10 protein-coding genes are annotated in these 13,255 nt (G+C 73.2%); 2 read left to right on the forward strand and 8 right to left on the reverse strand.

Going from position 1 to position 13,255, the window contains the following annotated elements; translation table 11 throughout:
- Positions 1 to 131: 131 nt before the first annotated feature.
- The 3 genes from ACTMTJ_RS44325 to ACTMTJ_RS44335 all read right to left on the reverse strand — a co-directional run bounded on the left by ACTMTJ_RS44325 (position 132) and on the right by ACTMTJ_RS44335 (position 4,655).
- Entirely contained in the window at positions 132 to 1,589 is a 1,458-nt protein-coding gene (locus ACTMTJ_RS44325) for an MFS transporter (protein WP_441225003.1), read from the reverse strand.
- A gap of 265 nt (positions 1,590 to 1,854) precedes the next feature.
- A complete protein-coding gene (locus tag ACTMTJ_RS44330) occupies positions 1,855 to 2,667 on the reverse strand; it encodes an MBL fold metallo-hydrolase (RefSeq protein ID WP_441225005.1) in 813 nt (270 codons plus the stop codon).
- An 83-nt stretch (positions 2,668 to 2,750) separates the two neighbouring features.
- Positions 2,751 to 4,655: a GTP-binding protein gene (locus ACTMTJ_RS44335; protein ID WP_441225006.1), complete on the reverse strand. Its 1,905-nt coding sequence runs from the start codon at positions 4,653 to 4,655 to the stop codon at positions 2,751 to 2,753.
- Between the two features lie 141 nt (positions 4,656 to 4,796).
- Here ACTMTJ_RS44335 and ACTMTJ_RS44340 point away from each other — a divergent pair, with 141 nt between their 5' ends.
- Complete coding sequence (locus ACTMTJ_RS44340) at positions 4,797 to 5,984, forward strand: hypothetical protein (protein WP_441225007.1); 1,188 nt, start codon at positions 4,797 to 4,799, stop codon at positions 5,982 to 5,984.
- A 112-nt stretch (positions 5,985 to 6,096) separates the two neighbouring features.
- Here ACTMTJ_RS44340 and ACTMTJ_RS44345 read toward each other — a convergent pair whose 3' ends face one another.
- On the reverse strand, positions 6,097 to 7,059 hold the full coding sequence (locus ACTMTJ_RS44345) for an arginase family protein (protein ID WP_441225009.1): 963 nt from the start codon (positions 7,057 to 7,059) through the stop codon (positions 6,097 to 6,099).
- 146 nt (positions 7,060 to 7,205) lie between these two features.
- On the opposite strand from ACTMTJ_RS44345, the gene ACTMTJ_RS44350 reads away from it, so the two are divergent.
- Positions 7,206 to 9,626 (forward strand): glycoside hydrolase family 3 N-terminal domain-containing protein, encoded by a 2,421-nt coding sequence (locus ACTMTJ_RS44350; RefSeq protein ID WP_441225011.1) that lies wholly within the window; start codon positions 7,206 to 7,208, stop codon positions 9,624 to 9,626.
- A 7-nt stretch (positions 9,627 to 9,633) separates the two neighbouring features.
- On the opposite strand, the gene ACTMTJ_RS44355 is transcribed toward ACTMTJ_RS44350, so the two are convergent.
- From ACTMTJ_RS44355 to ACTMTJ_RS44370, 4 genes are read right to left on the reverse strand one after another with little or no spacing between them, the layout of a single operon-like run.
- Positions 9,634 to 10,479, reverse strand: a complete 846-nt coding sequence (locus ACTMTJ_RS44355; protein WP_441225013.1) for an ABC transporter permease — start codon at positions 10,477 to 10,479, stop codon at positions 9,634 to 9,636.
- Entirely contained in the window at positions 10,476 to 11,429 is a 954-nt protein-coding gene (locus tag ACTMTJ_RS44360; protein WP_441225015.1) for an ABC transporter ATP-binding protein, read from the reverse strand. The genes ACTMTJ_RS44355 and ACTMTJ_RS44360 overlap by 4 nt, the downstream gene beginning before the upstream one ends.
- The gene (locus ACTMTJ_RS44365) at positions 11,426 to 12,514 is read right to left on the reverse strand and encodes a hypothetical protein (RefSeq protein ID WP_441225017.1); all 1,089 of its coding nucleotides are present in this window, start codon (positions 12,512 to 12,514) and stop codon (positions 11,426 to 11,428) included. Before ACTMTJ_RS44365 ends, ACTMTJ_RS44360 begins: the two co-directional genes overlap by 4 nt.
- Positions 12,498 to 13,001 carry a sigma-70 family RNA polymerase sigma factor gene (locus ACTMTJ_RS44370; RefSeq protein WP_441225019.1) on the reverse strand — a complete coding sequence of 168 codons (504 nt, stop codon included), beginning with the start codon at positions 12,999 to 13,001 and terminating at the stop codon, positions 12,498 to 12,500. The genes ACTMTJ_RS44365 and ACTMTJ_RS44370 overlap by 17 nt, the downstream gene beginning before the upstream one ends.
- Between the last annotated feature and the right edge of the window lie 254 nt (positions 13,002 to 13,255).

The raw sequence follows: 13,255 nt of genomic DNA on the forward strand, positions 1-13,255 counted from the left end.
AGAGATTTGAGCTACCGCGACGGGCGTCGCAGTAGCCCGGATCTGCGTCTTTGATTGGGGATCCGGGGCCGCGGCGACGGGTTGAGCGGCCGCCGGGCTCCAGGCCCGGCGGCCGCCGGTGTTTCACGGGGTCAGGCGTGCGTGGCGACGCGCCTGTTCTTGGTCAGTAGCGGCACGAGGTTGAGCAGCAGCCCCGCCAGCGCGACGCCGGTGACCAGGTTGATCCCCGGGTGGTAGTCGCCGAAGTCGACCGCCCCGCCCGGCCCGCTCACCGCGATCAGCGCGGTGACGACCGCCAGGACCAGCGCCGCGCCGACCTGGCCCGACGTCTGCACCAGGCCGGCCGCCAGCCCCTGCTCGGAGTCGTCGATGCCCTCGGTCGCCTGGGCCATGATCGAGCTGAAGCCGAAGGCGAACCCGCCGCCGAGCAGCAGCATGGTCGGGAAGACCGCGACGAGGTAGTGCGGCGTCGTGCCCGCGGTCAGCAGGAACCACACGTAGCCCAGGGTCATCGAGGCCATCGCGGTGTTGATGAGCCGCTGCGTCCCGTAGCGGTTGATGAGCCCGCCCATCAGCGGCGACGTGAACGCGACGAGCAGCCCGGCGGGCAGCAGCGCGAGCGCCACCCGCAGCGGCGACCAGCCCCGCACGTCCTGGAGGTACAGCGTCATCATGAACTGGAAGCTCAGGTACGAGCCCATGAGCGCGATGATGCTCACGTTGGCCCGGACGATCGAGCCGACCCGGAGGATGCCGAGCCGGATCAGCGGGTGGGCGATCCGGTTTTCGGTGACCACGAAGGCGACCAGCAGCGCTACCGCGGCCGCGGCCAGACCGAGCGTGATCGGGTCGAGCCAGCCGCGGTCCGGTGCGGAGACCACGGTGTACACGGCGAGCAGCATCCCGGACGTCAAGGTGGTCGCGCCGAGTATGTCGTGACCGCCGTCCGCGGCCGGCCGGTCGCGCGGGATCAGCATGGCGGCGAAGAGCAGTGCGGCGAGCGCGAGCGGCACGGGGATCAGGAAGGTCCACCGCCAGCCGAGGCTGGTGAGCAGGCCACCGAGGATGAGGCCGGACGAGTACCCGCTGGCGCCGAACACCGTAAAGATCGACAGTGCCCGGTTTCGGGCCGGCCCCTGGTGGAAGGTCGTGGTCAGGATGGACATGGCGGTCGGCGCGGTGAAGGCGGCCGCGAGACCCTTGACGAAGCGGGTGATGATCAGCAGCGTCCCGTCGTCGACGAGGCCGCCGACGAGCGAGGCCACCGCGAAGACGGCGAGCGCGATCAGGAAGACCCGCCGCCGGCCGAGCAGGTCGGCGGTGCGGCCGCCGAGCAGCAGCAGGCCGCCGTAGCCGAGCACGTAGCCGTTGACGATCCACTGGAGCGAGGTGGTGGACATGCCTAGGTCGGCACCGATGGACGGGAGCGCCACGCCGACCATCGAGACGTCGAGGCCGTCGAGGAACAGCACGGTGCAGAGGACCGCGAGCACACCCCAGAGGCGAGGCGTCCAGCGTTGCTCGACCGGCGCGGTCGACGGGATGGTCGCGGTGGCCGCGGGAGCGACGGATACTTCGGTGACAGACACCCGACGAACATTAGATGCGCGTGCATTGAATGTCCATGCACAGGTTCTCCGTGCATGTAATGCGGATGCATTGATCGGCCGGGTTCGGTATGCTGCCCCGATTTCGGCGTTCGCCCTGCTAGATGCGCTCACCGACCCCCTCGCGGGCCGCTCGGCGGGACGGATCCGGCCCTCCAGCGGCCGACTGTGATGATCGCCGCACCCCCGATCTAGAGAGCTTTCGGAGTCGAGGTCGTTTCGACCCTGAACCACAGAGAGATGTGAGCTAGCTAGTGGCCGTCACCGGTTCGAAGCTGGCCAGCAGCTCCTCCAGCGCGTGCTGGTCGGGGCCGACGAACGGGTCCGAGCCGGGCGCCTCGGCGAGCATGTCGAGGAAGTCGGTGGTGCGGCCCAGCGCCGGCGGCAGGTGCGTGCTGAGGAACGCGCGCGGCTCCATCGTCCGGAGCGGCTGGATGGTGTCCAGGTACTTGGCGCGGTCGACGGCGTGCACCCACGGGCTGTCGATGGTGGCCCACAGCAGCTGCCCGGCCCGCAGGGCGTCCCGGGGGACGTCGACCACGTCGGTGGCGCCGGCGAGGTCGCTGGTCGGCAGCGGCGCGCCGAAGCAGTCGGAGCTGAAGCACACGCCCGACCGGTCGTCGTAGAAGCCGACCGTGGCGGGGCTGTCGAACAGCGGCGGCCGGAAGCCGGTGAGGGTCCGGTCGCCCACGTCGAGCGTCTGGCCCGGGTTGAGCAGGTAGACCCGGTCGAGTGGCAGCGGCCGCTCGGTCGACATGATGCCGGCGCCGATGAACGTGGTGACCAGCCGTGCCTCGGGTGCGGCGTCGAGGAGGGCGAAGAGCCCGCCGGTGTGGTCGCGGTCGGGATGGGTCAGCCAGATCCACCGCACGTCCCGCGGATCGACCACCGACCCGAGTGCCTCGAGGAAGTCGCGGTCGGGCAGGCCGAGGCCGGTGTCGACGACGACGGGCTCGGCCGCGTGCAGGACGAACGCGTTGACCGCCAGGAAGCCGATGCCAGGCACGGGAAGCTGGTCGTTGAGGACGGTGACGTCGCGCCCGATTTGATGGATGTGCATCGGGTCCTCCTTCCAAGGAGGGAAGTCTGTCCGTTTCGAGAGGATTTTTCCTATATCAGGATGATCAGGTCCGGGTGGCGGTGTCAAGAGCGCAGCGGAGCGTGGCCGGCGTAGGCGCTGTCGAGCACGCCCTCGCCGGCGGTCAAGCCGGGCAGCTCGCGCTGGAGCACGGCGACGCTCGCCGCGGGCAGCAGCGCCTCCACCGTGACCTCGTCGCCGCGGGACCGCTGGGCCTCCACCGTGGCCGCGAGGGCGCTGAGGGCGGCGAGCACGGGGCCGAGCGCGGCCGCGGGCGCCTCGATGTGTACCCGGGAGATCGGCTCGCAGACCGTGGTGCCGGCGGCGGCCAGCGCCTGGTGGACCACGACCGGGGTGAGCTTGCGGAAGTCGGCGGCCGTGCTGAGCGGTCCACGGGTCGCGGGCGGGCCGTCCGGCGAGCTGTAGCCGGACCGGGTCATGGTGACCACGCAGTCGGTGACCGGCCAGCCGCGCGGCCCGCGGCGCAGCGCCTCGCGCACGTACCCGTCCATGCTCGCGGCGAACTCGGCCATGTTGCGGTAGACGAACAGCGGCACCGAGCGGTAGTCGACGGCCACGCGGACGTCCACACCGGACCCGGCGGCGGCCGGCTCGACGCGCAGCCCGACCGTGGCGCGGAAGGGGTTGTCCGGCGTGTTGAGGAGCGCGAGCGCCTCGCCGGCGCGGGTGGGCCGTTCGAGGTACAGCGGTGTCGTCTCGCGAAACCCGACCTCGATGCCGTAGTCGGCGGCGAGCGTCGCCTGGATGACCTCCTTCTGCACCTCGCCGTAGAGCGAGACGGCGAGCTGGCGCCCGGTCTCGTCGGTCCGCACGTCGATGAGCGGGTCCTGCTCGGCGAGCTGGGCGAGCGCTGTGCGCAGCGCGACGTGGTCGCCGGGCCGCGCCGGCTCGATGACCGCCTCCAATGTGGGCGGTGCGAAGTGCCCGCTCGCGGCGCCGGCCGGCGGCCGGCCGACCGGGTCGCCGACCTTGTGCGTGGACAGGCCCCACAGCTGGCCGATCTCCCCGGCCGAAACGGCCGGGCGCCGCACCCACCGGCCACTGTGGAACACGTTGATCGCGGTCACCTTGTCCGGCCCGGGCGGCAGCGGGTCTCTGATGTGGAGGGTGCCGGCGAACATGCGGACGTACGCGACCTTCTCGCCGGCGGCGCCGCGCTCGACCTTGAACACGGTGCCGCTCGCCGACCCACCGGCCTCGCCGCCCGCGGCCGGCAGCAGGTCGACGAGACCGTCCATGAGGGAGTCGACACCGGCGCCGGTAGCCGCGGAGCCCACGTAGAGCGGGTGCACCAGCGCCTGGGCGGTCTGCGCGGCGAGCTCCGCCCGCAGTACGCCCGGGGTGACGCGGCTCTCGTCCTCGACGTACGCGGCGAGCAGCCGCTCGCTGTGCGTGGCCAGCTTCTCCACCGCATCCGCGTCCATACCGGACGGTCCGACCTGGACGGTGCGCCCGCCCTCGCCGGCCTCGACGCGGCTCATCGGCACGGCGGTGACGGCGAGGCGGCGTTCGACCTCGGCCGTGACCCGGGCCACGTCGGCGCCGGGCCGGTCCACCTTGTTGAGGAAGAGCAGGGTCGGCACCCGCAGGCGGCGCAGCGCGCGCATTAGCACGCGGGTCTGCGGCTGCACGCCCTCGACCGCGGAGACGACGAGCACAGCGCCGTCCAACACGCCCAGGACGCGGTCGACCTCGGCCACGAAGTCGGGGTGCCCGGGGGTGTCGATTAGGTTGACCGCGGTGCCGCGGATGGGCAGCGACACCACCGCCGCCCGGATGGTGATGCCGCGCTGCCGCTCCAGGGCGAGGGAGTCGGTGCGCGTGGTGCCGTCGTCGACGCGGCCGATCTCGTCGATGACGCCGGCCGCGTGGAGCAGCCGCTCCGAGAGCGTCGTCTTACCGGCGTCGACGTGCGCCAGGATGCCGAGGTTGAGGATGCGTGCTGACAAGCGCCGTGCCCTTCGAATCGACCGGTACGGGTCCGAGAGAGAACGGCGTCGCTCGCATCATTGCCTCCTTCGCAGGTGATCGGGCCAGCGAAGCAGGGCCGCCCCATCAGGCGCAACCGAATAACCGTGCATGATCTACCTGTGCCTTTCACCGCCTCGCGGGCCCTGAGCCGCCGTACCGAGCGCTGGTTCGTGCGGCGCGGTGTGCCGACCATGATCGAGGGGTACGGTTTCGCCACCCACGTGCTGCCCCGGATGCTGCCCTCGCTGGCGTTGGTGGCGGTGGCCAGCCTGGCCTGGCTGGTGCCGCTGCGCGCCGCCGGCTCCGGCCGCTGGGTGCTCCTCGGCGGGGTGGTCGTGGCCACGCTGGCCGTGCGGTGGGCGCTGAGCGCGTTCGCCCGCCGCGGGCTGCACCTCACCCGGCGTACCACCGTGGCCGTCCTGATCGGGTACGCGCTGATGCCGGTGGCGGTACCCCTGCTCCAGCTCGCCGTCGACGGTGTGGTCACGCCACCCGGAAACGAGCTGGTCGGGGTGGTGGGCTTCGGCATCTTCTTCGCGGCGGTCTTCGCCGGCACGCTGCTGGCGACCACCTACGGCGTCGGCGCCCTGCTCGGCCGGGCGGTCCGGCACACGATCTACGACCTGCGCAACAGCGTGCACCTGCTCGGGCGGGCGCTGCCGGCGTTGCTGTTCGTCACGCTGTTCCTGTTCTTCACCGGCGAGCTGTGGCAGGCGATGAACCGGCTCGGGTGGTGGCGGCTGGTGCTGGTGGTCGCGCTGTTCGCCGCGGTCACCATCCTCGCCGCGGCGGCCCGCCTGCGCGACGAGATCGGCCGGGTGGAGCAGGACCTCAGCCCGCCCCGGCTGTCGGCCGCGTGCGCGGGCACGCCCCTCGCCGACGCGCCGGTCGACGAACTCGCGCCGGACGGCCCGCTCCGCGCGGTGCCGCTGAACGGCCGCCAGACGCGCAACCTGCTGCTGATGCTGGCGACCCGGCAGCTGGTGCAGGCCGCGGTGGTGGGGCTGGCGCTGTTCGGGTTCTTCCTCGTGCTCGGCGTGCTGGTGGTGACGCCGGAAACCGCGGAGCAGTGGATCGGTGCGGAGCCGGCGCGGTCGGCGCTCTTCCCCGCCGTGCCGGTGGCGCTGCTGCGCAACGCGACGCTCTTCGCCGGGTTCGGCAGCATGTACTTCGCCGTCACCTCGATGAGCGACGCCGACCACCGGCGGCAGTTCTTCTCGCCGATCATCGACGAGGTGGAGCGCACGCTCGCCGTCCGCGCGGTGTACCTCGCCGTCCGCGCTGATGCTCAGGGGAGAATGATCTAGGAGCGGACGTGGGCAAGCCGCCTCACGGCGGGTTGGGTTTGGTCTTGCACCGCGGGCCCGGCGGCCCGCGGGAGCATACGGTCTTCAGCTGACGCGGACGCGGGCGAAAACTCTAAGGCAGGACCGTGTCGAGCAGGGTGACGATCCGGGTGGCGTACGCACCGTCTTCGTCGAGGTCGGGGCGGAAGTCGGCCACGCTCACGCCGAGCAGGTGAGGTGAGGTGGCAAGGGGGCGCAGGGCGGCGGCGAGCGTGTCCCAGCCTGGGCCGCCGGGCTGCGGGTAGGTCACGGCGGGGAGCGCGGCCGGGTCGAGCACGTCCAGGTCGATGTGGAGCCACGCGCCGTGGGTGGTGCCGGTGAGCCAGTCGCGCGCCCGCTCGCCGGCGGCGGTGGGGTCGGCGGTGAGCGTGGCGGCGTCGATGCGGCGGAGCGCCGGGGGTACGCGGGCGACCTCGGCGGCCGACGCCGGGTCGAGGTCGGTGGTGCGGTGGCCGATCAGCACGGCGGCGTCCGGCGGGACCATCGGTGGCGGGCCGGCGAGCGACACCAGCGGCTCGGGGCCGTCGCCGGTCACCAGCGCGAGGTCGAGGTCGGCCGTCTCGCCGGTGTCCGAGTCGGCCGGGGACTGGTAGTCGGGATGGCCGTCGACGAACCACAGGCCCACCTGGCTCGACCCGGCGTCGAGCCTCGGGCCACCGGCCCGGATCGGGCCGGCATCCGGCGCCGGAGCGAGCGGACCGAGGGCGCCTCGCGCGCGCAGCGCCGGGACGATGCCGAGCAGGATGCTACAGTCGCCGCCCGCGACCAGCGGGCGGCGGTCGGGCGCGCGGGCGAGCAGGTCGGTGAGGGCTGTGGTGAGCGCGTGCGCGGCGCGGCGGGTGTCGTCGAGCGCGCGGACGCCGGTGGCCGGGTCGCGGGCGGTGCTCGTGACGGCGGTGGCGGCGTCGCCCGCGTCGAGGCCGACCAGGTCGCCCAGGCCGGCGGCGCGGAGCGCGGCGGGCGCGCTGGCCTCGCCGCGGCCCTCACCCGAGCAGTCCCACGGCGCGCCGAGCAGCGCCCAAGCCGAGGCGTCCACCCGCCCCACCCTACGCGGATGGGAGGGCCTTGACCGGCCGAGACCGAAACGCATAGATTTGGGTCACTGCGGGATTCCGGGCATCCGTGCCGGTCGGTCATGACCGGCGGTTCCTCGTTGCCCCAGGTCCATCAAGGAGTGCCCGCATGTCCGCAACGCCCCCCGCCGAAGAAGAGGAGCCCAACGCTCCGGCGCACCACCGCAAGGTGCTGCGCCTCGATCGCCACGGCCGCACGATGATCGCCGCGACGGTCGTCTGCGTGTGCCTGGCGGCGGCCACGCTGGTCGCCTCGGCGCTCGACCTCGTCGGGCCGGCGCAGGACGCGGGCGCCACCGCCAACCGGGCCGGGCCGGCCTACCTCGACGCGGCGCAGCCGGTGCCGGCGCGGGTCGCCGACCTGCTCGGGCGGATGACGCTCGAAGACAAGCTGGGCCAGCTCGCCCAGGTCGACCGGGCCGCGCTGACCAGCCCGCAGGACATCGCCGCGTACCGGATCGGGTCGGTGCTGTCCGGCGGCGGCTCGGCGCCGGCCGACAACACGCCGACCGGGTGGGCGGACATGTACGACGGGTTCCAGAGCGCGGCGCAGGCCACGCCGCTCGGCATCCCGATCATCTACGGCGTCGACGCCGTGCACGGCCACAACAACGTGCGCGGCGCGACGATGTTTCCGCACAACATCGGGCTCGGCGCCAGCCGCGACCCGGGGCTGGCGCAGGCGGTCGGCCGGGCCACTGCCGAGGAGGTCGCCGGCACCGGCATCGACTGGACCTTCGCGCCCTGCCTGTGTGTGGCGCGCAACGACCGGTGGGGGCGCACGTACGAGTCGTTCGGCGAGCAGGCCGAGATCCCGACCGCGATGACCTCGATCATCGGCGGCTTCCAGGGCACCAACCTCGGCGAGCCCACCTCGATCCTCGCCACCGCGAAGCACTACGTCGGCGACGGCGGTACCACCGGCGGCCGCGACCAGGGCAACACGGAGATCTCCGAGGCCGAGCTGCGCTCGACCCACCTCCCACCGTTCCAGGCGGCCGTCGCGCAGGGCGTGGGCTCCATCATGGTCTCCTTCAGCAGCTGGAACGGGCAGAAGCTGCACAGCCACAAGCGCCTGCTCACCGACATCCTCAAGGGCGAGCTGGCGTTCCAGGGTTTCGTGGTCTCGGACTGGGCGGGCATCGACCAGATCGACGGCCAGCGCGGCTTCACCGGCGCGGAGATCTCCGCCGCCGTCAACGCGGGCATCGACATGGTGATGGTGCCGACGGACTACCGGCAGTTCCTCCAGCTGCTGCGCGGCGAGGTGGACGCCGGCCGCATCACGATGGAGCGGATCGACGACGCCAACCGCCGCATCCTGACCAAGAAGTTCGAGCTGGGCCTGTTCGAGCGGCGCTTCGCCGACCGGGGGCTGACCTCCACCGTGGGCAACCAGGCGCACCGCGACCTGGCCCGCGACGCGGTACGCAAGTCGCAGGTGCTGCTCAAGAACGAGGGCGGGGTCCTGCCGCTGGCCAAGAGCGGCGGCAAGATCTTCGTGGCCGGCAAGAGCGCCGACGACATCGGCCTCCAGTCTGGCGGCTGGACGATCTCGTGGCAGGGCGCGGCCGGCAACATCACGCCGGGCACCACGATCCTCCAGGGCATCCGCGCGACGGTCGGCTCCGGCGCCACCGTCACGTACAACCGGGACGGCACCGGCATCGACTCCTCGTACCGGGCCGCGATCGCGGTCGTGGGCGAGACCCCGTACGCGGAGGGGCAGGGCGACCGCACCGGCGCGATGGGGCTCGACAGCGCCGACCTGGCCGTGCTGACGCGGCTGCGCGCCTCGGGCGTACCCGTGACCGTGGTCCTGGTCTCCGGCCGCCCGCTCGACATCGCCGCGCAGGTCGACGGGTGGGCGGCACTGGTCGCCGCGTGGCTGCCCGGCACCGAGGGGCAGGGCGTCGCCGACGTGCTGTTCGGCGACTACAACCCGACGGCGAAGCTGCCGGTGACCTGGATGCGGAGCGTCTCCCAGCAGCCGATCAACGTGGGCGACGGCAAGCCGCCCCTGTTCGCGTACGGCTTCGGCCTCAACTACCCGGGCCGGCCCACGACGCCCTCGCCGTCGGTCCCGACGACCCGGCCGGCGCAGACCACCCCACCCGCCCCGACGACCCCGCCGGCACCAACCACGCGACCCGCGACGACCACCCGGCCACCGGCCACCACCGCCGTGCCGACGACGCCGGCCGGAGGCACGCTCTCGTGCACCGTCAAGTACACGGTGAGCAACCAGTGGGCCAACGGCTTCGTCGCCGAGGTGCGGGTCAGCGCGGGCTCGGCGCCGGTGAACGGGTGGACGCTGCGGTTCACGTTCCCGGGCGACCAGGCCGTCACCAACGCCTGGAACGCGAGCGTCACGCAGAGCGGCAGCCAGGTCTCCGCCGCCAGCCAGGAGTACAACGCGAACATCCCGGCCGGCGGCAGCGCCACGTTCGGCTTCCAGGCCAGCTACAGCGGCACCAACCCGGCACCCACCGGCGCCACCCTCAACGGCACGGCGTGCGCCAGCGGCTAGGCCTGGTTCACAGGTCGCGGCGGCGGAAGGAGACCGCGGCGAGCCCGAGGATCAGGGTGACCCAGACGGCGGCCCAGGCGACGTAGGGGACGGTGAGGCCGGCGTCGCTCAGAAACGGCTGACCGCGCAGCTCGGCGAACTGCGACAGCAGGTTCGGCTCCTGGAAGGAGCTCATCGCACCCCGCCAGAGGCCGTCGGTCGGCAGGATCATGCGGGAGACGGTGCCGACCCGGGCGACGCTCTCGTTGCCGAGGGCGTCGCCGAGCCCGCCGACCACGCCCGCGATCCAGGTGGCGCCGAAGAGGCCGACGGCGACGATGCCGGACGCCATGGGCGAGATCGCGGTCGACAGCAGCAGCCCGAGCGTGAGCAGCACCGCGGTCTGCGCGGCGAGCAGCGCCAGCCCGACGACCGGGCTCGGCGGCCAGTACCCCATCGTCACCCACACGATGAGGAACTGGGTCAGCCCGGCGAGTGCCACGAAGACGCCGCCGAACGTGACCAACCCCAGCCACTTGCCCAGCAGCACCGCCTCGCGGCGGATCGGCCGGGCCAGGATGGCGAGCGCGGTGCCCGACTCCATCTCGCCGGCCATCGTGGGGCCGGCGAGGAACGCGGTGCCGAGCGCGGCGATCATGCTGAGCCCGAACATGACCAGGTTGAGGACCACGGATGCGGCGATGCGCGCCTCACCGCTGGTCAGCCCGCCGAACTCGGCGTCCAGCCGGTAGAAGCCCCAGGCGCTGAGCGACAGCAGCACGACCGTCATGACGGCGAGCGAGCGCAACACCTTGCGGCGGGCGGCCTCGCGCAGCGTGAGGGCGGCGATGGTGAGCACGATCCGGGCGTTCATCGGTGGTCACTCCCCGCGCGAAGGATGTCCAGCAGGCGTTCTTCGAGGCTGATGCGGCCGGGCTCGACGGCGTGTACGCGAACGCCCAGCCGGACCAGGTCGGCGACGAGATCGGGCACGACGCCGACGTCCGGGAGGGCGACGGTGAAGTCGTCCCCGGTGCGGGTGAGCTGCCCCTCGGCGGCCAGCCGGGCCTCCGCCTCCGGGCCGACCCCGTCGAGCCGCAGCCGCAGCTCGCGCTGGCCGAGCAGCTCGGCGAGGGTGCCGGACGCGGCGACCTTGCCCTTGTCGAGGATGACGACCCGGTCGCAGACCCGCTCCACCTCGCCGATGAGGTGCGAGTTGAGCAGCACGGCGACCTGGCGTTCCTTCAGCGACAGCAGCAGGTCGCGCACGTCGGCCCGGCCGAGCGGGTCGAGCGCGCTGGTCGGCTCGTCGAGCACGATCAGCTCGGGGCGGGCCACCAGCGCGACGGCCAGCCCGAGGCGCTGCTGCATTCCCTTGGAGAAACCACCCACCCGGTCTCCGGCGCGGTCGGCGAGACCGACGGTCGCCAGGCACTCGCGGCGCTCCTCCTCCGGCACGGTCACGCCGGCGAGCCGTACGTGCAGCGCCATCACCTCGGCGGCGGACAGCCACGGCTGGTACCGGAACAGCTCCGGCAGGTAGCCGACCCGGGCCCGCGCCCGCGGGTCGCGCGCCGGCCGCCCGAGCAGCAGCACGTCGCCCGCGTCCGGCCGCACCAGGCCGAGGAGCATCTTGATGACGGTGGTCTTGCCGGCGCCGTTCGGCCCGAGCAGGCCGAGCACCTCGCCGCGGTCGACGGTGAACGACACGTCGTCGACCGCCGTCTGCCGCCGGTACCGCTTGCGCAGGCCCGAGCACCACACCGCCCGCGACGGGGGCAGCTCGTCGAGCAGCTGCCGCGTGGCCGTGGATCCGGCCGTCATCGGTCCCACCTCAGGTCGCGCGCGACGGACAGGACCTCGTCGGCGCTCAGCGAGCCGGCCACCGCGGTGAGCACACCCTCGTCGACCCAGACCACGCCGGCCATCGTGCGGTCCTTGGAGGTGAGCACCGTGGCCGGCCGCCCGCCCACGTCGGCGGACGTCGTGGTCTGCGCGTCGCTCGACACGAACAGCGGCAGCGTCGTCCCGTCGCCGGAGAAGCCGCGCAGCTGCGACGCGATGTTCTCCGGCACGCCGGGCAGCGACAGCACGTAGTCGCGGGCCGTCTCGAACGGTATGCCCGAGGAGTACGCGGTGGGCGCGATCGCCCGGACCACGACCATGGCCGGCACGGGGCGACCCTCGGCCCAGACCGCGGCGAGCCCCGGCCCGGCGGTCAGCCGGAACTTCGCGCCGTCCAGCCCCGGCGGCGGCGGTGGCAGCGCCCGCGCGGTCGTACCCACCGCCTCGGCGGCCTTCTCCACCGAGAACGTGAGGATCGCGCTGGCCCGGCCGGCCGCGTAGTAGGCGGGCTGCCCGGTCACCCCGCGAGGCAGGTCACCCACCCGCGGGACGGAGAGGCCGGTGGCCTTCTCGGCCTCCGCCGCGTCGGCGACCCGGCGCGGGTCGATCCGCTCGGTGACCACCATCTCGCCCAGCGCGTCGAGCTCGGGAATCTTGACCAGGTCGGCCTCGGGCGCGGTGACCGGGGCGATCCGCTCGGCGTGGAAGATCGGCAGCCAGTCCGCCGCGGCGGCCGCGGTGGCCCCGGTGACCAGCGCGACGGCGCCGACCACGGCGACCACCGGGCTGCGCAGCGCGTTGCGCCAGCGTCGGCCAGGGGCGGCCGCGGTGGCCCGGCGCGGCGCCTCGACGGCGACGGCGTTCGACAGCCGCCGCCACCCCGCGTCGACGTCCGCGGTGACCTCGACGTCCAATGCCGCGCCGGCGGCCACCGCGTCCCGCTCGGCGGCGGCCAGCCCGGACAGGCACACCGCACATCCGGCGACATGCTCGCGGTCGGTGTCGGCGACCCCGGCCGGCTCGTCCAGGAGCCGGCGCAGTGTGCCGTCAGTCGGATGACGCATGACGGTTCAACTCCTCGCGAAGGGCGGACTCGGCGCGCCGCACGGTGGTGCCCACGCTGCCGGGTGAAAGATCGAGGGCGGCGGCGACCTCGGCGTAGCTGAGGCCGCTGTGCCGCAGGACGAGCGCGACAGCCTGCCGCCGCGGCAGCCGCGCCAGCGCCGCCCGCACCCGGCGGCGCTCGTCGAGCGTCACGACCGCGTCGGCGACATCCGGACCCACGGCGCCGCCGTCCCCGGCGGCCTCCTCGCGGGAGGCACGCCGCCGGCCCGAGCGGAGGTGGTTGAGCGCGGTGTGCGCCGCGGCCACCGACAGCCACCGCGACGCCTCACCGGCCGGCACCGAAGACCGCCCGAACGTCAGGAACACCTCCTGCGCCACGTCCTCCGCCCCCTCCCGGGAGCCGAGCACGCGGGCGGCGACGGCGACGACCCGCGGGTAGGTCGCGCGAAAGACCTCTTCGAGGTCGGCCCGGACGGACCTCGACACCATGCCGTCCTTCCGCTCACCCCGCCCGGCGACGGCGGCTCTCACATCACCGGCCAGGGCATGCCCAACAACGTCCACATCTGTACAGCACCGCCGGCCACCCATGTGTGACAAGCCGCCGCGCCGCGATGCCTCTTCGCCCGCTCGGCTCTCTCCGGAGATTTGAGCTACCGCGACGATGCTCCTATGGTTGTCAAGCGGCGGGGTCAGGGTCGTTTGTTGTGATGATTTGGTAGAGCTCGCGGGCGATGTAC

This window comes from Phytohabitans sp. LJ34 (assembly GCF_052068095.1).
In the GTDB taxonomy this organism is placed as follows: Bacteria; Actinomycetota; Actinomycetes; order Mycobacteriales; family Micromonosporaceae; genus Phytohabitans.

Bases quoted from the DNA above. Each gene is read 5' to 3' on its own strand.
- ACTMTJ_RS44330 (WP_441225005.1), bottom strand. From the start codon at position 2,667: ATGCACATCCATCAAATCGGGCGCGACGTCACCGTCCTCAACGACCAG.
- ACTMTJ_RS44350 (WP_441225011.1), top strand. From the start codon at position 7,206: ATGTCCGCAACGCCCCCCGCCGAAGAAGAGGAGCCCAACGCTCCGGCG.
- ACTMTJ_RS44355 (WP_441225013.1), bottom strand. From the start codon at position 10,479: ATGAACGCCCGGATCGTGCTCACCATCGCCGCCCTCACGCTGCGCGAG.
- ACTMTJ_RS44360 (WP_441225015.1), bottom strand. From the start codon at position 11,429: ATGACGGCCGGATCCACGGCCACGCGGCAGCTGCTCGACGAGCTGCCC.
- ACTMTJ_RS44365 (WP_441225017.1), bottom strand. From the start codon at position 12,514: ATGCGTCATCCGACTGACGGCACACTGCGCCGGCTCCTGGACGAGCCG.